The following is a 24,440-nucleotide window of genomic DNA, read 5'->3' on the forward strand; positions in this document are numbered from 1 at the left end:
AACGTGCGCTGGCGGCGAGGTTGGGCTGACCCGCGCGCCGAACGTGCACTGGCGGCGGGATTTTCGCCGTTTTTCCGCCCTGGACGCACGCTCGGCGGGGGGCGGGGTCACTCGTAGACCCCCTCCAGATACCAGCGCCGCTGCCGGTAGCACAGCAGCAGCGCGCTGCCGGGGTCGCCGTCGACCAGTACCTGGGCGCGGGCGGTGCGGCCCTTGCCCCGGTCCGGATCCCACCACCGCTCGTCGACCGGCCAGGGCCCGGTCCACCAGCACAGCCGGTCGGTCCGACCGCGGGCCAGCAGCCGCGCCGGGTCGGCGGAGAACAGTCCCCGGCCGGTGACCCGGATCGGGTTGCCGTGGGCGTCCAGCAATTCCACCGGGTCGTCGCACAGCACCGCCGGCGACGGCTCGGGCAGTTGACCCGGCCAGGGCTGGCGCGGGTCGGCGCGCGGCACCGGCTCATCGCCCAGCGGCGTCAAGGTGATGCGTTCGGCCGGCCCGCGGCCCCCGGACAGCACCGGGATCTGCACCGACTCCGGACCGAGCAGGCCCTGCACCCGCACCAACGCCCGGCGGGCGCGGAGCCGATCCTCCTCGCCGAGGCCACCCCACAGCGGCAGTTGCAGCGCCTCGGCGGCGACCACCTCGACCGGCTGCAGCCGCAGCAGCGTCACCGGGGCGGTCGGTTTGGCGCCGGGGGTCCGGGTGTTCAGCCAGCCGTCCAGCTGCCAGCGCACCCGGTCGGCGGTGGCGTCCTCGGTCAACGGCTCGGCGCACCGCCACACCCGGGTCAGTTCCTCGCCGTTGGCGGTGACGGCGTGGATGGCCAGCCGGATGCAGCCCACCCCGGCGTCCAGCAGCCTCTGATGCAAGGCGTCGGCCAGCGAGCGCCCGGCGAACGCGGCGGCGTCCACCCGGTCGATCGGCAGGTCGCAGCGCAGCTCGGCCTCGAGGTCGCGCGGCGGCTCCCGCCCGGACGGTCCGCGTTCCGGCTCGCCGCGGGCGAACCGATGCGCGGTCACCGCGTCGGCGCCGAACCGGGAGGCCACGTCGGTGCGGGACAGCGCGGCGAACTGGCCGATACTGCGAATCCCCATCCGCCACAGCAGATCCGCCAGCTCGTCGCGCCCCGGCCCGGACAGCGCCGGTTCGGCGGCGAGGTGCCGGATCGACAGCCCCGCCAAAAACCGGGCATCACCGCCCGGTTCCACCACGGCGCCGGCGCGCGCGGCGAACACCGCGGTGGACAACTGGTCGGCGATCCCGACCTGACATTCGGCACCGGCGGCGGCCACCGCATCGATCAACCGCTCGGCCGCCGCCTGCTCGGAGCCGAAAAACCGGGCCGCCCCGCGCACCGCCACCACCAGCAGCCCGGACCGCAGCACCTCGGCGCGGGGCACCAGATCGTCCACCGCCGCGATCACCGGTTCGAAGCAGCGGGCGTCGCGGTCGGCGTCCGCGGTCACCACATGCAGCTGCGGGCAGCGGGCCTGCGCCTCGCGGCGGCGCAACCCGCGCCGCACCCCGGCGGCCCGGGCCGTCGACGAGCAGGCGATCACCCGGTTGGCCAGGGTGACCGCGACCGGGGCGGTGGCCGGCAGACCCGCCGCTGCCGCCGCCGCGACCGCCGGCCAGTCCATGCACCAGATCGCCAGTACCCGGGAGGACACCGCACTCACTCGTTCACAATCCGGCCGATCGCCCGCCCGCCCACGCGAATCGCCAACCGCACCTTGCCGATTCGCCCCGACCCGGGGACGGCGCCGGGGGTGGTCTCATAGCCGCAGACCCGGGCCTGTAACCGCAGCGACGCCCCTTGCCAGTCACCGTCGGTGACCAGCAGGGTGCAGCCGCGGTGGCGAGCCCGGGACATCACCGCCCGGGCTCGAGTCAACGGCACCGTGCGCCCACCCAGGCCCAGCACCACCAGATCCATGCCGTCGAGGAGCACCGCGGCGATCTCCACCGGATCGCTGCCGGGATCGGCGATCACCGCGAGCCGGCTCAGATCTGCCCCCATCTCCGCGGCGGCCAGCAGCCCGAGGTCCGGCTGGCCGACGATGGCCGCGTTGCCGCCGGCGGCCGTCACCGCGGCCACCAGGCTCAGCGGCAGCGACCGGGCCCCCGAAGCCACCGCCACCGTGCCCCGCGGCAACCCGGCCGGCAGCGTTTGAGCCAGCGCATCCGGGATCGGCAGCAAAGTTTCCGAGGCCGGCAGCAGGTCCGCCGCGGCCGCCTGGCCGCCCCGGCCCGGGCTCGCCTTCCCGGAGATCTCGGCCATCTGCCGGCGCAGCTGTTTTAGCTGCTCAGCGCGGTTGGTGGGCCGCTGGTCGACAGCTACCGCCGCAGTCATGCTTGTCCTCCGGGTTCACACCTTGTTCGAACTCGTGTTCGATACGCCCAGTGAACACTCACCCACCGACATCGTCAACCGGGTTCGCCTAGCGGCTCACCACCAGTCCCATGCGTCGCAGACGTCTCTGGATCAGCTTGCGCGAGCGTGCGCAGAATGCCAGCTACACCGCCGTCTGGGGGAACAACTACGCACGCTCGGCGGATATGAAGCCGCCCCCGCTCACTCCCACTCGATGGTGCCCGGCGGCTTGCTGGTGACGTCCAGCACCACCCGGTTGACCTCGGGCACCTCATTGGTGATGCGGGTCGAGATCCGCTCCAGCACCTCGTAGGGCACCCGGGTCCAGTCGGCGGTCATGGCGTCCTCGCTGGACACCGGTCGCAGCACGATCGGATGCCCGTAGGTGCGACCGTCGCCCTGCACCCCGACCGACCGGACATCGGCCAATAACACCACCGGGCACTGCCAGATCTGGTGGTCCAGGCCGGCGGCGGTCAACTCCTCGCGGGCGATCTCGTCGGCGCGGCGCAGCGTGTCCAGCCGCGCCGCGGTGACCTCGCCGACGATCCGGATCCCCAGCCCCGGCCCCGGGAAGGGTTGGCGGGCAACGATTTCCTCCGGAAGGCCCAGCTCGCGACCGACCGCCCGCACCTCGTCTTTGAACAGCAGCCGCAGCGGCTCGACCAGGGTGAACTTCAGGTCGTCGGGTAGGCCGCCGACGTTGTGGTGGCTCTTGATGTTCGCGGTCCCCGCGCCGCCGCCGGACTCGACCACATCCGGGTACAGCGTACCCTGCACCAGGAACTTGACCTCGGCGTCGCCCTCCACGACGTCGCGCACCGCCCCCTCGAAGGCCCGGATGAACTGCCGGCCAATGATTTTGCGTTTGCCTTCCGGGTTGGTCACCCCGGACAGCGCCTGCAAGAAGGTGTCGGCGACGTCGACGGTGACCAGCCGTGCGCCGGTGGCGGCGACGAAATCGCGCTCCACCTGCTCACGTTCGCCGGTGCGCAGCAGCCCGTGGTCGACGAACACACAGGTCAACTTGTCCCCGATGGCACGCTGCACCAGCGCCGCGGCGACCGCGGAGTCGACCCCGCCGGACAGCCCGCAGATGGCGTGACCGTCGCCGATCTGCTCGCGGACCTGCTCGACCAGCGCGTCGGCGATGTTGGCCGCCGTCCAACTGGAGTCGATCCCGGCGAACTCGTGCAGGAACCGGCTGAGCACCTGCTGGCCGTGCGGGGTATGGATGACCTCCGGGTGGTACTGCACCCCGGCCAGCCGCCGGTCCACGTTCTCGAACGCCGCGACCGGGGCGCCGTCGGTGGCGGCCACCACCTCGAATCCGTCCGGCGCCGCGGTGACCGCGTCACCGTGACTCATCCACACCGGCCGCGTCTCGGACAGTCCCGAATGCAGCCGGCCGCCCAGCACTTTCATGTCGGTGCGGCCGTACTCGCTGGTGCCGGTGCGCGCGACGGTGCCGCCCAACGCCTGCGCCATGGCCTGGAAGCCGTAGCAGATGCCGAACACCGGCACCTCCAGCTCAAACAGGGCCGGATCCAGTTGCGGGGCCCCGTCGGTGTAGACGCTGGCCGGCCCGCCGGACAGCACGATGGCCAACGGATTGCGGGCCTTGATCTCGTCGACCGTCGCGGTGTGCGGGATCACCTCGGAGAACACCCGCGCCTCGCGGACCCGCCGGGCGATCAGCTGGGCGTACTGGGCGCCGAAATCGATCACCAGGACGGGGCGGGGCGGGGCGGATGACACGCTCCGAAGTCTAATGGCGGCGGCCGACGGGCCCGCGACCGGCGCGAAACCGCCGATCGGGCATGGTGGAGTGGGTATCGCCGCAGAGGATCGTCAGCGCGCAGCGCGGAAAGTGAGGTGGGGAGATGCTGGGCCTGCCCGACACGGTGCGCGCCTGCCTGTTTGATCTCGACGGGGTGTTGACCGACACCGCCAGCGTGCACACCAAGGCCTGGGCGGGCATGTTCGATGCCTACCTGCGGCAGCGCTCGGCGCGCACCGGTGCACCGTTTGTCCCGTTCGACCCGGTCGAGGACTATCTGCGCTTCGTCGACGGCAAGAAACGCGAAGACGGCGTCCGCTCCTTTTTGACCAGCCGCGGGATCGACCTGCCCGAGGGCGGCCCCGCCGATCCGCCCGACGCCGAGACCGTGCACGGCCTGGGCAACCGCAAGAACCAGGTGTTTCAACACACGCTGCACGACCAGGGGGTGCGGGTCTTCGACGGGTCGGCGCGCTACCTGGCGGCGGTCACCGACGCGGGCCTGGGCGTGGCGGTGGTGTCCTCGAGCGCCAACACCCGCGAGGTGCTGGAGGTCACCGGGCTGGACCGGTTCGTCGGCGCCCGGGTCGACGGGGTGACCCTGCGGGAGGAGCATCTGGCCGGCAAGCCGGCCCCGGACTCGTTCCTGCGGGCCGCGCAACTACTGCGGATCGCACCGGCCGCGGCGGCGGTGTTCGAGGACGCCCTGGCTGGTGTGGCGGCCGGTCGGGCCGGTAACTTCGGTTTCGTGGTGGGCGTCGACCGGGTGGGCCAGGCCGAGGACCTGCGCCGCCACGGCGCCGACGTGGTGGTCACCGACCTGGCCGAGCTGCTGTAGGGCGTGATGATGCTCGCCGAAGACGCCTTCCCCGTCGAGCCCTGGCAGGTGCGCGAGACCCGGCTCGACCTGGACCTGCTGGCCCAGTCCGAATCGCTGTTCGCGCTGTCCAACGGCCACATCGGGTTGCGCGGCAACCTCGACGAGGGTGAGCCCTACGGCCTGCCGGGCACCTACTTGAACTCGTTTTACGAAATCCGGCCGCTGCCCTACGCCGAGGCCGGATACAGCTATCCGGAAGCCGGCCAAACGGTGGTCGACGTCACCAACGGCAAGATCCTGCGGCTGACCGTCGACGATGAGCCGTTCGACGTCCGCTACGGCGAACTGATCGACCACGAGCGGGTTCTCGATTTGCGGGCCGGGACGCTCACCCGCCGCGCGCATTGGCGCTCGCCGGCGGGCAAGCAGGTGCGCGTGACCTCGACGCGGCTGGTATCGCTGGCCCAGCGCGGCGTCGCCGCCATCGAGTACGTCGTCGAGGCGGTCGGCGAATTCGCCCGCGTGACAGTGCAATCCGAGCTCGTCGCCAATGAGGACCAACCGCCGACCTCGGGCGATCCGCGGGTGTCCGCCATCCTGGACCGCCCGCTGGAACCGGTCGAACACGAGCACATCGAGCACCGCTCGCTGCTGATCCATCGCACCCGGGCCAGCCAGCTGATGATGGCCGCGGTGATGGACCACGAAGTCGAGGTGCCCGGGCGGGTGGAGGTGACCACCGAGGTCCAAGACGACGTGGCGCGCACCATCGTGATCTGCGGGCTGCGCGCCGGACAGCAGCTGCGCATCGTCAAGTACCTGGCGTACGGGTGGTCGAGTCTGCGCTCGCGACCCGCGCTGCGCGATCAGGCCGCCGCGGCCCTGGCCGGTGCCCGCTACAGCGGGTGGCAGGGCCTGCTGGATGCCCAACGCAAATATCTCGACGCGTTCTGGGATTGCGCCGACGTCGAGGTCGAAGGCGACCCCGCGATCCAGCAGGCGGTGCGGTTCGGACTTTTCCACGTGCTGCAAGCCAGCGTCCGCGCCGAACGGCGCGCCATCCCCGGCAAGGGCCTGACCGGTACCGGCTATGACGGCCACTCCTTTTGGGACATCGAGGGATTCGTGCTGCCGGTGCTCACTTACACCGCACCGCACGCGGCCGCCGACGCGCTGCGTTGGCGGGCCTCGACGCTGGATTTGGCCCGAGAGCGCGCCGGCGAACTGGGTCTGGGCGGCGCGGCGTTTCCGTGGCGCACCATCCGCGGGCAGGAGTGCTCGGCGTACTGGCCGGCCGGCACCGCGGCCTGGCACGTCAACGCCGACATCGCCATGGCGTTCGAGCGGTATCGCATTGTGACCGGGGACGAGTCGCTGGAGCGGGAGTGCGGGCTGGCGGTGCTGGTGGAAACCGCCCGGCTGTGGATATCGCTGGGACACCATGACCGACACGGCGTCTGGCACCTCGACGGGGTGACCGGGCCCGACGAATACACCGCCGTGGTCCGCGACAACGTGTTCACGAATTTGATGGCGGCCCACAATCTGCGCGTCGCGGCCGAGGCGTGCGCGCGCCACCCCATTGCCGCGCACGAGATGGGGGTGAGCACCGAGGAGATGGCCGCCTGGCGCGACGCCGCCGACGCCGCGCACATCCCCTACGACGAGGAACTGGGCGTACACCAGCAGTGTGCGGGTTTCACCACGCTGGCCGAGTGGGACTTCGAGGCCACCACCGCCTACCCGCTGCTGCTGCACGCGCCCTACGTGCGGCTGTATGCATCACAGGTGATCAAGCAGGCGGACCTGGTGCTGGCGATGCAGTGGTGCAGCCACGCGTTCAGCCCCGAGCAGATGGCGCGCAACGTCGACTACTACGAGCGGCGCACGGTACGCGACTCGTCGCTGTCGGCGTGCACCCAGGCGGTGATGTGCGCCAACGTGGGCCATCTGGAGTTGGCCCACGACTACGCCGCCGAGGCGGCGCTGATCGACCTGCGGGATCTGCATGAGAACACCCGCGACGGGGTGCACATGGCGTCGCTGGCCGGAACGTGGACGGCGCTGGTCGCCGGCTTCGGTGGGCTCCGCGACGACGAGGGCGTGCTGTCGCTGGACCCGCAGTTGCCCGACGGCATCTCGGGTCTGCGGTTCGGGTTGCGCTGGAGGTGCTTTCGACTCACCGTGGACATCAACCACGCCGAGGTCAGCTACACGCTGCGCGACGGGCCGGACGCGGCGTTGACCATCCGGCACGCCGGCGACGAGCTGGAGCTCAGCACGGCGGCGCCGTGCACGATTGCGCTGCGCCCCCGTCAGCCGCTGCTGCCGCCGCCGGCGCAGCCGCCGGGCCGCCAGCCCGCGCACCGGCGCACGCTGGGCCGGGTGCCGACGACGTAGCGCTCAGTGCGGTTCGACGATCCGGGCGATCTCGGCCGCCACCACCTGCTTGAGATCGGCGTCGGTGAGGTCGGCGATCCCGGCCGCCGAGCGCAGGAACGGCTCGAACAGCCGCCAACCCAGTTGCAGCGCCACGGCATTGGCCACCGCCAAGCGGGCGCTGCGGTCACTGTCGTGCCGCGGCTGCACCTGCTCGAGCAGCAGCGCCACATTCGGGAAGCGGCTCTGCAGCTGACCGGCGGGATAGCCGTCGAGCAGGGCCCGGGCCATCACCCGCAGGTGCCGGTCCACGGCGCGGTCCACCTCCTGCGGCGACGCCTCGGGCTTCAGTAACTCGGTCAGGCTGGCGCCCAAGTGATCCAGCACCGCCCCGACCAGCCGTTCCTTGGTGCCGAAATGGCGAAACACCAGCCCGTGGTTGACCTTTGCCGCCGCGGCGATGTCGCGAATCGACGTCGCCGCCGGTCCGCGCTCGGCGAACAGGTCCGTGGCGGCGGCCAGGATGGCCGCCGCCACCTGTTCCCGGCCCACCGGCGGCCGCTCGTCGGTGCGCCTTGACCGGGCTGTAGTCATGCGACTACAGTAGCGCACAGCACGGTGTAGTCAGGTGACTACACCTCGGATCGAGAGGATCACCGCGATGACGCTGACCGTGACGAAGCTGACCAGCCGGATCGGCGCGCAGATCGAGGGGGTGCGCCTGGGCGGCGACCTCGACGACGCCACCACCGACGCGATCCGCCAGGCGCTGTTGACCCACAAGGTCATCTTTTTCCGCGACCAGCACCACCTCGACGACGCGCAGCAACTCGCGTTTGCCGGGTTGCTGGGCACACCGGTCGGCCATCCGGCCGCGGCCGCCTTCGGACCGAACGCGCCGGTCATCACCCCGATCAACTCCGAATGGGGCAAGGCGACCGCCTGGCAGACCGATGTCACGTTTGCCGCCAACTACCCGGCGGCCTCGATCCTGCGGGCGGTCACCCTGCCCGACTACGGCGGGGCGACGCTGTGGGCCTCGACCGCGGCGGCCTACACCGCGTTGCCCGACCCGCTGAAGACCCTGGTCGACAACCTGTGGGCGCTGCACACCAACCGCTTTGACTACGTGGTCAGCGAATCGGAGTCACTCACCGACGGCCAGCAGGCGTTCGTGCAGGCCTTTGAGCAGCCGGACTTCCGCACCGAGCATCCGGTGGTGCGGGTGCACCCGGAGACCGGCGAACGCACCCTGCTGGTCGGCAACTTCGTGCGCAACTTCGTCGGCCTGGACAGCCACGAATCCAGCGTGCTGTTCGAATTGCTGCAACGGCGAATCACCCAGCCCGAGAACACCATCCGCTGGAACTGGCGGCCCGGTGACGTGGCCATCTGGGACAACCGGGCCACCCAGCACCGGGCGATCGACGACTACGACAACCAGCCGCGGCTGATGCACCGGGTCACCTTGCTCGGCGATGTGCCCGTCGACGTGCACGGGCAGCGCAGCTGGGTGATCAGCGGCGCGCCGCTGCAGGCGGTTGCGGGCTAACCGGTCGAGCTGGTCGGCGTGATCGGCAGCCAGCGCAGCGCACCGGGCGCGCCGTCGGGCACCACCGGGTTCTTCGGCGCGATCGGGTCCAGCCGCCGATAGGCCTCGCCCTGCGCGGGCCGCAGATCGGCCTCGCCCTTGTTCGGCCACAGCGCCGCGGCGCGTTCGGCCTGCGCGGTGATCGACAGCGACGGGTTGACCCCAAGGTTCGCCGACACCGCCGCGCCGTCCATCACCGCCAGCGTCGGGTAGCCGTACACCCGCTGGTACGGGTCGATGACGCCGTGCTCGGGGCTGTCCCCGATCGCCGCCCCACCCAGGAAGTGCGCGGTCAGCGGGATATTGAACAGCTCCCCCCAGGTGCCGCCGGCCACCCCGTCGATCTTGGCGGCGATGCGGCGGGTGACCTCGTTGCCGACCGGGATCCAGCTCGGGTTCGGCTCACCGTGCCCCTGCTTGCTGGAATAGCGGCGCAGGCCCAGCTTGCCGCGTTTGGTGAACGTGGTGATCGAGTTGTCCAGGTGCTGCATCACCAGCGCGATCACGGTGCGCTCGCTCCACTGTTTGGGGTTCAGCAGCCGCAGGATGTGCCGCGGATCCTCGCGGGCCTGATCGATCAGCTGCCGCCACCGCGGGACGTCGGTGCCCTGCGGACCGGTGCCGTCGGTCATCAGGGTCTGCAGCAGCCCCATCGCGTTGGAGCCCTTGCCGTAGCGGACCGGTTCGACGTGGGTGTCGGAGGTGGGGTGAATCGACGACGTGATCGCCACCCCGTGGGTCAGGTCCAGATCCGGGTTGACGTTCAACGTCGCCGCACCGACGATCGACTCGGAGTTGGTCCGGGTCAGCACACCCAGTTTGTCGGACAGCTTGGGCAGTTTCCCTTTGTCGCGCATCTTGAACAGCAGCTTTTGGGTGTTGTAGGTGCCGGCGGCCAGGATCAGGTAGGTCGCGGTGAAGGTCTTGCGGTGCCGGCGCGGCGACAGCCCGGTGCGCACGGTGCGCACCTGCCACAGGCCGTCGGCCCGCTGCTCGAACCCGGTCACCGTGGTCATCGGATGGACGTGGGCGCCAGCCGATTCCGCCAGGCCCAGGTAGTTCTTCACCAGCGTGTTCTTGGCGCCGTGCCGACAGCCCGTCATGCACTCGCCGCACTCGAGGCAGCCGGTGCGGGCCGGCCCCGCCCCACCGAAATAAGGGTCGGGCACCGTCTTGCCGGGGGCCTTGGTGCCGTCGGGCCCGAAGAACACCCCGACCGGGGTGGGCACCCAGGTGTCGCCGACGCCGATGTCGTCGGCCACCTCCTTGACGATGCGGTCGGCGTCGGTGAATGTCGGGTTTTTGACCACGCCCAGCATCCGCTGCGCCTGGTCGTAGTGCGGGGACAGCTCGGCGCGCCAGTCGGTGATGTGACTCCACTGCTTGTCGTTGAAGAACGGATCCGGCGGCACGTACAGCGTGTTGGCGTAGTTCAGCGACCCGCCGCCGACACCGGCCCCGGCCAGGATCATCACGTTGTCGAGCAGGTGGATCCGTTGGATGCCGTAGCAGCCCAGTTTCGGCGCCCACAGGAATTCACGCAGATGCCAGGAGTTCTTGGCGAAGTCATCGTCGGCGAAGCGCCGGCCGGCCTCCAGCACCCCGACCCGGTAGCCCTTTTCGGTCAACCGCAGCGCGCTGACGCTGCCCCCGAACCCCGAACCGATGATGAGAACGTCGTAATCCGGCTCCATAGCCAGCAGCCTACCGGGGGGTAACTTCGCCGCGCGAGCAGACGCAAAAGTCCCCCAAACCGCCCGGAAAAGGGTGCTTTTACGTCTGCTCGCGGCCAGGTGGCAGGGCGTCAGGACCCGACGGTCAGGCCGACCTTCTGGAATTCCTTGAGGTCGCAGTAGCCGGCCTTGGCCATCGACCGGCGCAGCCCGCCGACCAAGTTCAGCGACCCGAACGGATCGTCGGAGGGGCCGGTCAGCACCTGGGCCAGCGGCGGGCGCTCCCCGACCGCGACCTGCAGCAGCGCCCCGCGCGGCAGCGACGGGTGCGCGGCGGCGGCCGGCCAGAACCAGCCGTCGCCGAGCGCCTCGGCCGCCTCGGCCAGCGGGGTGCCCAGCAGCACCGCGTCCGCGCCGCAGGCGATCGCCTTGGCCAGCTCCCCGGAGGTGTGGATGTCGCCGTCGGCCAGCACGTGCACGTAGCGGCCGCCGGTCTCGTCGAGGTACTCCCGACGGGCGGCGGCGGCGTCGGCGATCGCGGTGGCCATCGGCACCGAAATGCCCAGCACCTCGTCGGAGGTGGTCACCCCGGTGGTGGAGCCGTAGCCGACGATCACCCCGGCCGCGCCGGTGCGCATCAAGTGCAGCGCGGTGCGGTGGTCGAGCACCCCGCCGGCCACCACCGGCACGTCAAGCTCGGAGATGAACGTCTTGAGGTTCAGCGGTTCCCCGTCGTTGGCGACCCGCTCGGCGGACACGATGGTGCCCTGAATCACCAGCAGATCAATGCCGGCGGCCACCAGCGCCGGGGTCAGCGCCTGCGCGTTTTGCGGGCTGACCCGCACCGCGGTGGTCACCCCGGCTTCCCGGATGCGGGCCACCGCGGCACCGAGCAGGTCGGGGTCCAGCGGCGCGGCGTGCAGCTGCTGCAGCAGCCGGATCGCCGCCGACGGCTCGGGTTCCTTGGCGGCCGCCTCGATGACCTGCGCGATCTTGGCCTGCACGTCGGCGTGCCGCCCGATCAGGCCCTCGCCGTTGAGCACCCCGAGGCCACCGAGCCGGCCCAGTTCGATGGCGAATTCCGGCGACACCAAGGCGTCGGTGGGGTGCGCGACGACCGGGATCTCGAACCGGTAGGCGTCCAGCTGCCAGGCCGTGGACACGTCCTGCGAGGACCGGGTGCGCCGCGACGGCACGATGTTGATGTCGGAGAGTTCATAGGTGCGCCGCGCGGTGCGGCCCATGCCGATCTCGACCATGTCACGCATGGGGGATGAACCTCATTTCTCGGCGAGATCGACGTTTTCGGGCAAAAGTGTTGGACGCGACCTCGGAAACGTCGATCTCGGCGCTAACGGAAGCGGGCACAGTCAGCGCACGTAGTAGTTGGGCGCTTCGACGGTCATGGTGATGTCGTGCGGGTGGCTCTCTTTGAGCCCCGCCGCGGTGATCCGCACGAACTGCGCCTGCTGCAGCGCTTCGATGGTGGCCGCACCGGTATAGCCCATGGCGGCCCGCAGGCCCCCGGTGAGCTGGTGGATCACCGTGGTCAGCGGCCCGCGGAACGGCACCCGGCCCTCGATGCCCTCGGGCACCAGCTTGTCCTCGGACAGCACGTCGTCTTGGAAGTAGCGGTCTTTGGAATAGGACTTGCCAGCTCCAGTCGCACCGCGGCCCTGCATGGCGCCCAGCGACCCCATCCCCCGGTAGCTCTTGAACTGTTTGCCGTTGACGAAGATCAGCTCGCCCGGCGATTCGGCGGTGCCGGCCAGCAACGAACCCAGCATCGCCGTCGACGCCCCGGCGGCCAACGCCTTGGCGATGTCCCCGGAGTACTGCAGCCCGCCGTCGGCGATCACCGGCACCCCATGCGGACGACACGCCGCCACCGCCTCCAGGATGGCGGTGATCTGCGGGGCGCCCACCCCGGCCACCACCCGGGTGGTGCAGATCGAGCCGGGTCCCACCCCGACCTTCACCGCGTCGGCGCCCGCCTCGACCAGCGCGGCGGCCCCGGCCCGGGTGGCCACGTTGCCGCCGACCACCTCGACCTTGTCGCCGACCTCGCCTTTGAGCTTGCCGACCATGTCGAGCACCAGCCGGTTGTGGGCGTGGGCGGTGTCGACCACCAGCACGTCGACCCCGGCGTCGGCCAGGGTCATGGCGCGCACCCAGGCGTCGTCGCCGACCCCGATCGCCGCACCGACCAGCAGCCGGCCATCGCTGTCTTTGGTGGCGTCCGGATGCTGCTCGGTTTTGACGAAGTCCTTGACGGTGATCAGCCCGGTCAGCTTGCCGTGCCCGTCGACGATCGGCAGCTTCTCGATCTTGTGGCGGCGCAGCAGGCCCAGCGCGGCGTCGGCGGTGACCCCCTCCTGCGCGGTGATCAGCGGCGTCTTGGTCATCACCTCGGCGACCGGCTTGTTCTGGTCGACCTCGAAGCGCATGTCCCGGTTGGTAATAATCCCGACGAGCGCGCCGGATTGGTCGACGACGGGCAGCCCGGAGATCCGGAACCGGGCGCACATCGCGTCCACCTCGGCCAGCGTGTTGTCCGGGGAGCAGGTCACCGGGTCGGTCACCATGCCGGCTTCGGACCGCTTGACGGTCTCCACCTGGCCGGCCTGCTCGGTGACCGGCAGGTTGCGGTGCAGCACCCCCATCCCGCCGGCACGGGCCATGGCGATGGCCATCCGCGCCTCGGTGACGGTGTCCATCGCCGAGCTGACCAGCGGCACCCGCAACCGGATGTTGCGGGTCAGCTGGCTGGAGGTGTCGGCGGCGGCGGGCACCACATCGGAGGCGGCCGGCAGCAGCAACACATCGTCGAAGGTCAGCCCCAACATGGCGATCTTGTCCGGGTTGTCCCCGCCGGTGGCCATCAGGTCGTCGGGCGGGGCGTGCGGGATGACCATCGGGGCGCGGACGTCGCCAAGGGACATGCGGTGCGGCCTCCATACATACGGGTGAAAGCCCCATCCTAATCGGCGCGCGGAACAAAATCCGGCCCCCTCCGGCTGCCGTTCACCTTCCCGACATCGTGGCTGCTGGCGCGATGGCTGCGCGGCTGCGTACTGTAGGAGGCGTGCGTGACCACCTCCCGCCGGGTTTGCCACCCGATCCTTTTGCTGACGACCCTTGCGACCCGACCGCGGCGCTGGACGCCATCGAGCCGGGGCAACCGTTGGACCCGCAGGAACGTACCGCGGTAGAGGCCGACCTCGCCGACCTGGCGGTCTACGAAGCGTTGTTGGCGCACAAGGGGATCCGCGGCTTGGTGGTGTGCTGCGACGAATGCCAGCAGGACCACTACCACGATTGGGACATGCTGCGCGCCAACCTGTTGCAGTTGCTGGTCGACGGCACCGTCCGCCCGCACGAGCCGGCCTACGATCCCGAACCGGATGCCTACGTGACCTGGGATTACTGCCGCGGGTACGCCGACGCCTCACTCAACGAGGCGACCTCGGAGAGCGACGGGTATCGCTAACCCCGATTGATCACGGTGCCGGCCCGGTTGTGGTGCTCGGCACAGTCTCGGATTGCGCCGCCGACGGCGGCAACACCGACGTACCGGTCGGGGCCGACGGTTGCTGTGCGGGCGCCGAACCGCTCGGCTCGGCGCTCGCGGGCGCCGACGACCACGGTTCGGGGGTGGCCGACGTCTCGGAGCTTGAGGCCGTGGCGGTGTCCGGGTCGGTGGCGCCGGGGGTCTCCGAGGACGGCACCGACAGCATCAGCGACGTCGGTGGGGTGCTGACGGCCGGGAGCTCGGTGGTCGGCGCGGAGCTGGCCGACGGCACCGCGCTGGGATCACGGTTTTGCACCTGCACGTTCAGCCGGTTCCACTGATCGATCAGATCCTGCTTGCGCTGGGTGTCGTTGACCGCCTGCACGGTATCGCCCAGCGCGGTCAGCCGCTCCTGGGCTTGATCCCATTGGCCCTGGGCGATCATCTGCTGGACGTGTTCGAACTCGGTCTTGGCGGTCAACGCGATCCGGTCGTCGTGCACCGACGGCGGCTCACCCAGCAGCATGGTGCGCAGACCGTACAGCGGGCCGCCCGGATGCGCGCCGCCCACCAAGGCGCCGACCCCGCCGAGGGCCAGCACGGTCGCGGCCACCGACCCGATCAATGTCAGCGCGCGGTGGGTGCGCCGCCGCCGGGGCGGCGTCGCCTTGCGCAGCGCGGCCGCGGCCTCGTCCGCCGAGACCAGCTCGGGTTCCGGCGGCCACCGCAGCCCGTCGCGCCAGTCGCCGAGGAGGGCGGCCAGCGCCTCGTCGTTGGGGTCGCGGCAGCTCACCGGCTCAGCGCCGGCGAGCGCGTCGAGGAAGCGGTCGCTGCGGGCCACCGCGTCCAGGTCCGGGGTACGTCCGTTTTCAGACATGACCGGGTCCCGCCGCGATGATTTCGGACTTCAGCCGGGCCAGGGCGCGGTGCTGGGCCACCCGGACCGCCCCGGGGGTGCTGCCGACGGCGGCCGCGGTCTCCTCGGCGGTCATTCCGACGACGACCCGCAGGATCAGGATCTCGCGCTGCTTACCCGGCAGGGCCTGTAGTAACTCGTTCATTCGGGCGGCCGAATCGGCCTCGATGGCCAGCTGCTCGGGCCCCGCCTCCAGTGATCCGCAGTCGGGCACCGAATCGGTGGGGTACGCACGGTCGCGACCGGCGGCGCGATGCGCGTCGGCGACTTTGTGTGCGGCGATGCCGTAGATGAAGGCCAGGAACGGGCGTCCCTGATCCCGGTAGCGCGGCAGCGCCATGATGGCGGCCAAGCACACCTCCTGCGCCACGTCGTCCGCCGAAAGACCGCTCCGCTCGTCCGCGCCGACCCTTGCGCGGCAGTAGCGCACCACAATCGGGCGGATGGTCTCCAGCACCTCCCGGAGCGCGTCCCAGTCGCCGGCGACCGCACGGGCGACGACAGCGTCGAGACGTTCTCCCTGCACTGTCATCGACGGCGATATCTCCAACGTTACGAATCCGGACGCATCCGGCCGGCGGCACAGCTAAGACAATAACGACCTCGTCTAGCGGTTCCGGCGTTAACGGTCGCGCCAGGTGCCACCGCGGCGGCGTACCAGGTCCGCGCAGGCGTCGCGCAGGCCGACGATGTCCGGTGCCGGGTGGGCCGCGCTGCCGATGTCGGCCAACAGGCTGGCCAGTGCCCAGCGCAGCGGGATCAGGCCCAGCCGGCCGGTGTTCTCCAGCGCCGCGTCGGCGACCTGTCGGGCCCGGTCGAGTGCGCCGGTGCAGCACAGCGCGGCGGCCAGCACCACCTCGGTTTTCGCTAGGTGGCGGGCCGAGTCGGCGGTGGCGGTGTGGGCCACCTGCACCGCCTGCTCGGCGTGCCGCAGCGCCGCGGCGCCGTCACCGGCGGCCATCGCCAGCTCGGCGGCCACCCAGGCTTGACGCACCGCCAGCCGCGGCGGTGCGTGCTTCAACATGCCGCTGGAGCGGGTCAGCAGGGTCGCGGCGGCGGCGAAGCGGCCCACCCCCAGCGCGTCGGCGGCCAGCCCGATCAGCGCGTCGGCGGCCGCCTCCGGGTCCTCGCCCGCCAGCGCCAGCGCACGGCCGTCCCATCCCCGTGCCAGGGCGTGCCAGCCGAGCTGACGCAGAAACGAGGCCTGGGTGCTGTGCGCGAGGGAGGCCAGGGACCCGGTGGCGCGCTCGCGCAGCAACACGGCGAGGTCGGCCCGGGCGCTGCCGTACCGGCCCTGCCCGCCGGCGGCGACGGCGCGCAGCCAGCGTTGGTGTGCGGTGGTCGCCCTCGGCAATGGCCAGGTTCCGGGGTCGCCGCCGAAGGCGGCGGCACGCAACGTTTTTTGGCTCATCGATGACGAGGTTTTCCTGACTGTGTCGAACACATCAGTTAATAGTGTGTAGTTTCCACGTTACGGCGATATTAATCGCTGAGCGCCGCTGCTGACTTCGGATCCCGCACGGCCGGAAGTGAGCTGGGAATATCCAATTTCGATGACCACTCCGATGGCCGGATAGCGTCGCCGAAACGTAGTCGCCACGACGTAATGATGAACGCGACGTAAATTCTCACGCTGCGGTTATGCCGTGCCCGCGCGGGGGGCGTGTTGACGGGATTTCCGGCCCTCCCTTAGCTTGTGCGACGTAGTCATCGGTGACTTCGCGAAACATCAGTTGCAGACTCCCGCGCCTAGAGAGGGGTTCCCCCCATGCCCATGCCGGAGCAGCTCCCCGGACCCAATGCTGATATTTGGGATTGGCAACTGCGGGGCGCCTGCCGCGGTGTTGATTCGTCGGTGTTTTTTCATCCCGACGGTGAACGCGGCCGGGCCCGCGCCGCGCGCGAAAGGCGCGCTAAGGAGTTGTGCCGAAACTGCCCGGTGCTGACCGAATGCCGCTCGCACGCGCTGGCCGTCGGCGAAGCCTACGGGATCTGGGGCGGGCTGTCGGAGGGCGAACGCGACATCCTGCTCAAGCGCAACCTGCGCGGCATCCGGCGCAGCGCGTAGCCCCGCGGCGCTTGGCGTCACGTCAGGCGCCGCGCGCGTCCTTTAGGTCGAGCTTGTCGATGGGGTTGGAGCGTTCCAGCATGCCGTAGGTTTCTTCGCCGTCCCAGCGGTAGCGCACGCCGGCCTGCTGCAGCGCCGGGAAGTTGGGGTTTTCCTTCTTCATCTCGCGCACCGAGAAGGTGTTGTCGTTGTGGTGGACGTCGTGGGTGGAAAAGACCGTTTCGCCCTCGATATGTACGGGGCCGTCGGCGGCTTCCAGAACCAATGACACGTCCTCACCTAGCGCCTGCAGCGTGGGCACAGACCGCAGCGGCGAACTTGTGGCCGGTGAGCGGAGCACGTTGCGCAACTGACACCCGGTTAATCCGGTGAGCGACAGCCAGGTGCGGGACAAGTTCGCCTGTCAGTGGTGTGTGCTTGCATGGTTTCCATGACAGCCGCGCCCACCGACACTATGGCCGTAACCAGCGGTGATGAGATGGTGGGTGCGCCGCGACGCCGCGGGAAGTCGAAGGCCCCGAACTTCACGTACGGCGGGCCAGTGTCGGTGATCCGGCTAGAACTGGATCTCGCCGATGAGCACACGCGCCGGCGACTGGAGCGGCAATGGGGGGCGGTGTTTCGGTTGCGGCGGGCGTTGCAGCGTGACGCCGCCGCGCGGTGCCGGGCATATTGGGCAGCTCGCCACGAACGAGCGCATGACCCGAAAGCGGTGCGGGAACGGTTGGGATTGACCCGCAAAGGCATCGAGGCCGCGGCCAAACGCCACATCGAGGCATCCGGGTGGATGCGTGATCACCTCACCAAGGCGGTCGGACTGCATGTGGCCGATGAGGTGTGGAAAACGATCGATCGGCACCTGTTCGCTGATGCGTCGAGGCGCCGGCACGGCCCGCCGCGGGTCGGGTCGTGGTCCGAATTCAGACGTATTCCCGGCCGTGCCCGTTCCCACACCAAAGCCGCGCCGACGTGGGAGACCTACCGTTTGGTGGGCACGCTGGACGGGCACTTGTGCGCCTATCGGCACCGGCAACTACCCGCTCGGGTGCGCACCGCGCATCAGGCCGCCGCTCAATCGGCAGGTAGGTCGATCCTGGCCCAGCCCGCCCGGATGCCGACTCCACCACGGCCCGCGACCAGGTCGTGGCGGGATCACGACGGGGTGTTGGCGGTAGTGTTCACCGGCCTGCCCGCCGGGGATCTCGTATTGCCGGTGCGGCTACCCCAGGGTGCCGGGCAGTGGCCGCACCTGGCCCATTTCCTGGCTGATCAGACCGTGTGGCACAAGATCGACCTGGTGCGGGTGCGTGACCGCAAAGCCCGCGGCGGGTGGCGCTACTATGCGCATCTGCTCATCCACGGCCGCGGATACCAGTCGCCGTCGACGATCGCGCGCCGCGCTGCGATTCCCGACGGCCGGCGGGCCGGGGTGGACGCCAACGTGTCCAACTTGGCGGTCGCCTCCTTCCCCGCCGACCACCCGGAGAGGCTGGTTATCGGGCGGGTCGAGTGCACCCCGGCCCAGCAGCGCACCGCAGCCCGCGCTGCCAAGCGGACCCGTGACCGCCAGCGTGCCCTGGATCGTTCTCGGCGCAACACCAACGTCGGCCAGTACGGGCCGTCCGTTCGGCAGCACAAACGTGCTCAGCGCCGCGCCGCGGCCGGGCTGCCCACCCGACAGGTCACCAACCCGGGTGGGGCGCGGGAGGCCCGAGCGAATGGAGTACCGCGGCGCGCCTACCGCCAAGACGAACTCTCGCGGCGTTATCAGCGCACCCGCTGTGATCACTCCGCCGAGGCGCGCCGCACCAGCGCGGCCAAACAGGCCCGCGCCGCCCACATCGCTGCGGCGATCGTTTCCGCGCACGGCAACACCATCACCATTGAGGATTGCCGTATACCGACGTGGGCGAGGTTGTGGGGCAAACGGATCGCACTGTTCAGTCCCGGCATGCTCGTCGCCGCCCTGCAGCGTGAATGCCGCGCCACCGGCGGCCGGTTCACCCGAGCCAGCACCCACGCCACCGCAATGAGCCAGCACTGCCTATGCGGGGCGCGAGTCGCCAAATCGTTGAAGCAGCGCACCCACCGCTGCGGCCACTGCGGGCTAAAGAGTGACCGCGACATCGTGTCGGCCGCCTTGGCGGCCTGCGTCGACCTCGCTGATCCCGACGATCCCCGCACCGCGGCCGTCGACTACCGACTTGCCCACGCGCTACGCGATGGGTTGGCCTCCCAGCAAGAGTGGGAGGGTTCAGTCAACCGGCACCAGCCACCAACACCACCCGGTGTGGGATCGGCCAGGACCGGCAGCCACCATCACCTGGTGGCCTCTGCTGAACAAGCGGCACCCGGCCTACCCCCGAACAGACCAGGCCAAAAGTCTGGACGTCACGGGACCAGCCAAAAACAACCAGCACCCAAACTGATTGGCGCCGCATGACCCATTGCAGGTCAACTCTTAGTGCGCGTGGCCGTGGTGGCGGCCTGGAAGCTGCTAGCGCAGCGCGGGTGCACCGAGGCCGGGGTTGCCGGCGATCAAGATGTATCCGGCAAGTTCGATCCAGTTGACCAAAAGAATCGCCCCAACCTGAACTGGACGAGTAACCTGGACCCATTTCACCCAACGACATTGGGCGAATCGTACCGATTCCCCGATTAATGAGTTGAGAAAGTTCAATCCACATAATGACATTAGAATTTGAACCAAACTATCTAGTATTCGACACCAGCTATAGAGCGCCGGACGGTACCGTGCCTTCGAAAAACGACGAAGCCATACGAGAGCATGTGGTTTCGGAAGTCGTTGAGGCTAAAGGCTATACGGTCACTTCCCAATTCGAACTCTGGGCCGATGACGACACGCTGAATCTTGAAGTCGAGGTGCGCGGTGGCTTCAGCCTCGACACGTGGCAGGGTGTGGCGCGCGACGTCGCCGAGGCTCTGAAGGTTAAGGGCGTCGTTGTCACTGCCGCCCGCCTCATGGCGCTCACGGAATGCGACGAGGTGGAGGGCACGGCCACGCACACCGAGGTCGCGGAGTATGACTTCGAATTCATGAGGTCCGCTGAGCGGCTAACCGGCTTGTCCGCTGATGAATTCGACGAATTCTTCGGCGTGAAAACCGACGACGAACGACACCAGGTACGGCAGCTGCGCGCCGCATTATTCACTGCCGCAGTGATATTGATCGACGAACTCTTCATGGATCATGAACGGTTGACGGGATCGAAGAGGGTCGCCGATACCGAACCCATGTTCGTACTCGATGAGTTCCCACAGGTGTTCCACCGAAAGATGGATGGGCAAATAGCCCAGAAGTTGATCGTTGCGGCCGTCGATCTGACGACACAATTGACGGCAGGATGGGACGGCCCACGTTGCGTAGCCGAGGAACTCTTGTTCCACTGTCTGCTCAACAGGGTGGAGAGGGTAGCGGACTCGAAACAAGTTGACTTGCCAGGTAATTGGCGGCCCGAAGTTGAGCAATACCTTCTGCAAGACCTCGACTACCAACTCCTGTACCTTCCCCAGTTCGACGGCATCGAATCGAATCCGCCAGAAGGAATGGGCATGGCCAACATGGATATTTCGCATTGGTTTGATTCTTTCCACCGTTGGCCGCTACCACCCTATATCGAGGTCCCCGGTCGTGGTTGGAGCACCGGCGGCGGCGATGACGCCGATGAAGACACCGACGAGTACGAAAGCGAGTAATCAGACGCTGGCCGAGACTGTTGCCGAGTGGACACGCCGATACCGGTTGAGCCTAGACACGCGATAACCCAACTATCCGACTGGCCACGAACAAGCCATGTCGCCCGAATCGTATGGAGGCATCTGTGACACGCTGGGACCACAGGCACATACCGGCCGAGAATCGGCTGAAGCGAAGTCGGCGAGAGGCGGAACCGCATGGCACGCACACCAACAGCCAGCCAGCCCGACAGCGTGATCGAGCACGACGGCATGCTGTGGAGACCAAAACGCGGCGCGACCGCCACGGCCGAAGAGTTCATCACCGCCCGAACGCGCTTCACCGAGCTACTTCACGAAAGCGGTTGGAACCCGTGGGTGCTGGATGACCGCAAGGCCGAGTATGTGCACGCCGTGCAGGTGATTGATCAGTGGAAGCGGGCTGACCCTGGGCACGGCACCCTGACGCAAAAGCAGGTCGAAATCCTGATGGCTAAGCGAGACCGTGAGACAGAACAAGAGCTTGCCGAGCATAAGAAGGAACGCGCTGTTCGGGCCGCGCACTACAGCCCCAAACGAGCCGAGGCCAGGTCGGCACTAGCCGAGCACCAATCCCGACTGCCGCACGAGCTCGGTGAGCTGGCTCGTTTTCGGGATGGGTCGGCGTTCCCGCTGATGGACTGGAAGCGTCGGCAAGAGGAGATCACCAAGCTTGAGGAGTCGATTGAGCACCGGCGAGGAAATATCGGACGCCTGGCCACCATCGTCGGAAACCCGGAGGAGGTCGTCGATGAGCACGGCTGGCTACCTCGGGAGCGACGTGAGCTCATGCTGACGCACTACAAGTACGAGCGCGAAACCAAGGTAAGGAAGCTTCGAGAGGCGCTGCCGGAACTAGAGGCCGAGCTCAGAGCGGCGACTGACCGGAATGAGCGAAGGGAGCTCCGCGGCAAGACAGCGCCGCTCCGCCGCCGGCTGGATAATCTGGTGGCAATACCACCACTGACGCCCAATGACATGTGCAGCGACTGCCCCACGCCGATGTCGAAGCACGGTTGGGTGACACCGCCTTTCGAGGGCCCGTGTCCAGCATGGCCGGGCTGGGCAGCGAGACTGCGGCAAGCACGCGAGATATTGGAGAGCGCTTCACGCGAAGCTCAGGCACAAGCGGAGCCGCCGGCGCGCAAGCCGGAGCCGCTGGCGACCATCCCATCTGGGTTGCCGATCGCCGAAATGATGCAACGACTGTCGAAACTGCAAGAGAAGCACCCCGATGCCGAAGTACGACGGGGACGGGCGAACCGGTTGGAGTTATGGTGACCTGTCAACGTCGCATTTCGCAGTAGGCTCGGTCGAGCATCGCCTCGTAGTCGGCAGTGTCGACGATGTCGTTGCAAACGACCGCCTGGCCATCAGGTGTGAGGGGCCACCCCGGCCAATGCCGGAAGTACTCGGGGAGTTCGCTGTACTCCACGTCGTCGCGGCACGGGGGGTCCGTGCACACTACAGCGATTGAGTCGTCACAAGCGAGAAGGTGGGTGCTGGGCCCCAGGACGCCTTGGACGTCGTCTGTGCGGGACCCGACCAAGCGCCGCTGTGCGGCTGGCGAACCAGTCACTGATCCCCAGCATCCGCGGCGAGCGCGGCTAAGCCTGACCCAGCAGCATCGGCGAGCGCCTGTTCGCGCCGTGTCCCGTCTGGGCATGGGGTTCCTGAACGAGCCCGGTGTGGTTTAGCGCCTACGAGATCGCCTAGACCAAACCCACACGGGCACAACTTAATAGGCAGTAACAGCGCGGAGGAGGCCCGGTCCAACGACCGGGCCTCCTCCGCTGTCCAACATCTATGGCGCTAGAGGGCCAAGCGAGCCCCTCCCGAGAACATAGAGTCGTGGCACTCGATTGCCGAAGGCGCCGCACCCACTGGGATATCGAACGTCACCTCGGTGTTGATGCCTAGGCCGGGATTGATGTCCTCGTTCCACGAATTTGAGTCGAGGAAGGCGGTGGCTTCGTACCTGTTGCCGTCGATGATGAGCTTCTGGTTGGTGGCCGAGAAGCTACGGGCATCATTGCCGATGTTGGCCACCCGGAGCTTCACTGTGAAGAACTCACCCTTGGCCCGCTCGGTGTTGAACACATCCTCCTTCGCGGTCTCCCCGCGCTCGACCCCGAGTACCTGGAACTCGAACTTGCCGTCGCGGACTGAGCAGCCGGCCGGCGCTACCGAAGGCCCAGATGGCATGGCGGCTGGAGTCGCAGATGACTTGGTCGACAGTGTGCCTGAAGTGGTGGACTTATCGTCACTGCCGCTACCGCCACTGGCGATTGCGATGGTGACCACGGCTGCCACACCGACGCCTATGAGCCACTTCTTGTTGATGCCCGACTGCTGGGCGGGCTTAGCGGATTGGGCAGGAAACGGCGCTGGTGCACCGGCGTTGGCGTAGTGCTCGGTCCACCCTGTGCCGTCGAAATACCGCTGGCGGCTCGGATCAGATGGATCGGGATACCAACCTGCTGTCGGCTGGGTCATCAAGTCCCCTCTATTTAGCTGCGCTATGTACAGGTGGATGACAGCATAACCACAGCGTCCGACAAGGTGCGGAGGAATCACGCCACCACTTACCCAACCGCCGTCAAAGCCGGCATCGCTGCCCAGCGACATGCTGCTCAATCGCCCCCCGGCGGCCGCTACCCCGACGCGGTAACCGGCAGCTCCCCCGAGCTGTTCTCCCACCCGGCTCTGGAGCTGGCAGCCGTCTCGGCTGACGGCCCGATAGAGGCCGAGGAGCTGTACGACGACGCCCTAGAGGCTCCCTACGACGCTGTGCGGCAACAGATCACAGTCGAAGTGTCGGCCTACTGCCACAGCATCCGAGAGACTCAGGGACCAAGCCGGGCCTCGTCCCCGTTCCCAGATACCTGGATGAGTTCAAGGGGTGACCGGCTCGGTTTACGCCCGTCTTCCTAGTTGGTGCGTTCGCTCTGCCGCCTAGCGGCGCTCACATACGAAAAGAGCGACACCGCCGAGAGGGTGATGCCGCCCTTCACGTGGAACGGCTACGCGGAATCGCGCGGCGGCGGCCGCAGCAGGAAGTACGCCGTCAGGTCGTTCAGCAGATCGGCGATCTCCTTGCGGCGGGTGATCGTCCGCGTGCCGAACCCGAGCAGCTCGCCCAACAGCGACAGCACTGTAGGGATCGAAGTAGCCTTGGCCATGCTCGGGATGATGTTCCCGAACTCGGCCCGCTCATCCGTCGCTCGCGTCACGACACCGTCGACCGGGTTCACGATGTACGGATCGTCGGTTAGCGCCTTGATCTCGGTGCCCACCGAAACGATCGTCTCCAGGCGCTCGCGACGCTCGTCCTGCGTGCCAATCAGTGCCTCACGGGCGCGCTGAATGTGCCGCTTTAGCTCTTCCCAGTTCTGCATCAGATCCTGCAGCGGGTTCCCGGTGTTGTGCTTCGGCGCCGGATCGACGTCCGCGTTCAACGCCAGGAACTCGTTGACTGCAGTGACGAACCGGGAGATCGGATCGTCCAACGGATCTTTGGGTAACGGTGCGTTCATCTCGAACACGTCCTTCTGGCCGACGACCGAAAGCAAAAGCCCGCATTCCGCAAT

20 protein-coding genes and 1 pseudogene are annotated in these 24,440 nt (G+C 68.5%); 8 read left to right on the forward strand and 13 right to left on the reverse strand.

The window, feature by feature from the left end:
* Positions 1 to 107 precede the first annotated feature (107 nt).
* The 3 genes from ACAG26_RS01190 to guaA form a co-directional block, all read right to left on the reverse strand.
* Entirely contained in the window at positions 108 to 1,643 is a 1,536-nt protein-coding gene (locus tag ACAG26_RS01190; RefSeq protein ID WP_370478804.1) for a DNA polymerase Y family protein, read from the reverse strand.
* 35 nt (positions 1,644 to 1,678) lie between these two features.
* Positions 1,679 to 2,356 carry a hypothetical protein gene (locus ACAG26_RS01195; RefSeq protein ID WP_370478355.1) on the reverse strand — a complete coding sequence of 226 codons (678 nt, stop codon included), beginning with the start codon at positions 2,354 to 2,356 and terminating at the stop codon, positions 1,679 to 1,681.
* Between the two features lie 222 nt (positions 2,357 to 2,578).
* Positions 2,579 to 4,150, reverse strand: coding sequence for a glutamine-hydrolyzing GMP synthase (gene guaA / locus ACAG26_RS01200; protein ID WP_370478806.1), 1,572 nt, complete (start codon positions 4,148 to 4,150; stop codon positions 2,579 to 2,581).
* A 110-nt stretch (positions 4,151 to 4,260) separates the two neighbouring features.
* Between guaA and ACAG26_RS01205 the strand changes: the two genes are divergently transcribed.
* Together ACAG26_RS01205 and ACAG26_RS01210 are read left to right on the forward strand one after the other, a co-directional pair.
* Positions 4,261 to 4,995, forward strand: coding sequence for a beta-phosphoglucomutase family hydrolase (locus tag ACAG26_RS01205; RefSeq protein WP_370478357.1), 735 nt, complete (start codon positions 4,261 to 4,263; stop codon positions 4,993 to 4,995).
* Positions 4,996 to 5,004: 9 nt separating this feature from the next.
* Positions 5,005 to 7,377, forward strand: coding sequence for a glycoside hydrolase family 65 protein (locus ACAG26_RS01210; protein WP_370478360.1), 2,373 nt, complete (start codon positions 5,005 to 5,007; stop codon positions 7,375 to 7,377).
* A gap of 3 nt (positions 7,378 to 7,380) precedes the next feature.
* Here ACAG26_RS01210 and ACAG26_RS01215 read toward each other — a convergent pair whose 3' ends face one another.
* Complete coding sequence (locus ACAG26_RS01215; protein WP_370478363.1) at positions 7,381 to 7,950, reverse strand: TetR/AcrR family transcriptional regulator; 570 nt, start codon at positions 7,948 to 7,950, stop codon at positions 7,381 to 7,383.
* A gap of 67 nt (positions 7,951 to 8,017) precedes the next feature.
* On the opposite strand from ACAG26_RS01215, the gene ACAG26_RS01220 reads away from it, so the two are divergent.
* Entirely contained in the window at positions 8,018 to 8,908 is an 891-nt protein-coding gene (locus tag ACAG26_RS01220) for a TauD/TfdA dioxygenase family protein (RefSeq protein WP_370478808.1), read from the forward strand.
* Here ACAG26_RS01220 and ACAG26_RS01225 read toward each other — a convergent pair.
* From ACAG26_RS01225 to guaB, 3 genes are all read right to left on the reverse strand, one after another.
* A complete protein-coding gene (locus ACAG26_RS01225) occupies positions 8,905 to 10,641 on the reverse strand; it encodes a GMC oxidoreductase (RefSeq protein ID WP_370478365.1) in 1,737 nt (578 codons plus the stop codon). The genes ACAG26_RS01220 and ACAG26_RS01225 overlap by 4 nt on opposite strands.
* A 110-nt stretch (positions 10,642 to 10,751) precedes the next feature.
* The gene (locus ACAG26_RS01230) at positions 10,752 to 11,879 is read right to left on the reverse strand and encodes a GuaB3 family IMP dehydrogenase-related protein (protein ID WP_370478811.1); all 1,128 of its coding nucleotides are present in this window, start codon (positions 11,877 to 11,879) and stop codon (positions 10,752 to 10,754) included.
* Positions 11,880 to 11,990: 111 nt separating this feature from the next.
* Positions 11,991 to 13,562: an IMP dehydrogenase gene (gene guaB / locus ACAG26_RS01235; RefSeq protein WP_370478368.1), complete on the reverse strand. Its 1,572-nt coding sequence runs from the start codon at positions 13,560 to 13,562 to the stop codon at positions 11,991 to 11,993.
* Between the two features lie 143 nt (positions 13,563 to 13,705).
* Between guaB and ACAG26_RS01240 the strand changes: the two genes are divergently transcribed.
* The gene (locus tag ACAG26_RS01240) at positions 13,706 to 14,110 is read left to right on the forward strand and encodes a DUF5319 domain-containing protein (protein WP_370478371.1); all 405 of its coding nucleotides are present in this window, start codon (positions 13,706 to 13,708) and stop codon (positions 14,108 to 14,110) included.
* Between the two features lie 10 nt (positions 14,111 to 14,120).
* Here the strand turns inward: ACAG26_RS01240 and ACAG26_RS01245 are convergent, their stop codons facing one another.
* From ACAG26_RS01245 to ACAG26_RS01255, 3 genes are all read right to left on the reverse strand, one after another.
* Positions 14,121 to 15,008 (reverse strand): anti-sigma-D factor RsdA, encoded by an 888-nt coding sequence (locus ACAG26_RS01245; RefSeq protein ID WP_370478373.1) that lies wholly within the window; start codon positions 15,006 to 15,008, stop codon positions 14,121 to 14,123.
* Positions 15,001 to 15,579, reverse strand: a complete 579-nt coding sequence (locus ACAG26_RS01250) for a sigma-70 family RNA polymerase sigma factor (RefSeq protein WP_370478375.1) — start codon at positions 15,577 to 15,579, stop codon at positions 15,001 to 15,003. Before ACAG26_RS01250 ends, ACAG26_RS01245 begins: the two co-directional genes overlap by 8 nt.
* 90 nt (positions 15,580 to 15,669) lie before the next feature.
* Positions 15,670 to 16,458: a hypothetical protein gene (locus ACAG26_RS01255; RefSeq protein WP_370478377.1), complete on the reverse strand. Its 789-nt coding sequence runs from the start codon at positions 16,456 to 16,458 to the stop codon at positions 15,670 to 15,672.
* Between the two features lie 357 nt (positions 16,459 to 16,815).
* Between ACAG26_RS01255 and ACAG26_RS01260 the strand changes: the two genes are divergently transcribed.
* Positions 16,816 to 17,115: a WhiB family transcriptional regulator gene (locus ACAG26_RS01260; protein WP_370478379.1), complete on the forward strand. Its 300-nt coding sequence runs from the start codon at positions 16,816 to 16,818 to the stop codon at positions 17,113 to 17,115.
* Positions 17,116 to 17,137: 22 nt separating this feature from the next.
* On the opposite strand, the pseudogene ACAG26_RS01265 reads toward ACAG26_RS01260, so the two are convergent.
* Positions 17,138 to 17,407 (reverse strand): annotated as a pseudogene (locus ACAG26_RS01265) (hypothetical protein); the annotation flags it as partial.
* A gap of 138 nt (positions 17,408 to 17,545) precedes the next feature.
* On the opposite strand from ACAG26_RS01265, the gene ACAG26_RS01270 reads away from it, so the two are divergent.
* From ACAG26_RS01270 to ACAG26_RS01280, 3 genes are all read left to right on the forward strand, one after another.
* Positions 17,546 to 19,558, forward strand: a complete 2,013-nt coding sequence (locus ACAG26_RS01270) for a zinc ribbon domain-containing protein (RefSeq protein ID WP_370478381.1) — start codon at positions 17,546 to 17,548, stop codon at positions 19,556 to 19,558.
* Positions 19,559 to 19,803: 245 nt separating this feature from the next.
* Positions 19,804 to 20,832 carry a hypothetical protein gene (locus ACAG26_RS01275; protein WP_370478383.1) on the forward strand — a complete coding sequence of 343 codons (1,029 nt, stop codon included), beginning with the start codon at positions 19,804 to 19,806 and terminating at the stop codon, positions 20,830 to 20,832.
* A 198-nt stretch (positions 20,833 to 21,030) separates the two neighbouring features.
* Positions 21,031 to 22,131, forward strand: coding sequence for a hypothetical protein (locus ACAG26_RS01280; protein WP_370478385.1), 1,101 nt, complete (start codon positions 21,031 to 21,033; stop codon positions 22,129 to 22,131).
* Between the two features lie 531 nt (positions 22,132 to 22,662).
* Here the strand turns inward: ACAG26_RS01280 and ACAG26_RS01285 are convergent.
* A complete protein-coding gene (locus ACAG26_RS01285) occupies positions 22,663 to 23,346 on the reverse strand; it encodes a DUF4352 domain-containing protein (protein WP_370478387.1) in 684 nt (227 codons plus the stop codon).
* 527 nt (positions 23,347 to 23,873) lie between these two features.
* Positions 23,874 to 24,422, reverse strand: coding sequence for a hypothetical protein (locus ACAG26_RS01290; protein WP_370478389.1), 549 nt, complete (start codon positions 24,420 to 24,422; stop codon positions 23,874 to 23,876).
* Positions 24,423 to 24,440 lie beyond the last annotated feature (18 nt).

It is taken from the genome of Mycobacterium sp. pUA109, assembly GCF_041287095.1.
Taxonomy (GTDB): Bacteria; Actinomycetota; Actinomycetes; order Mycobacteriales; family Mycobacteriaceae; genus Mycobacterium.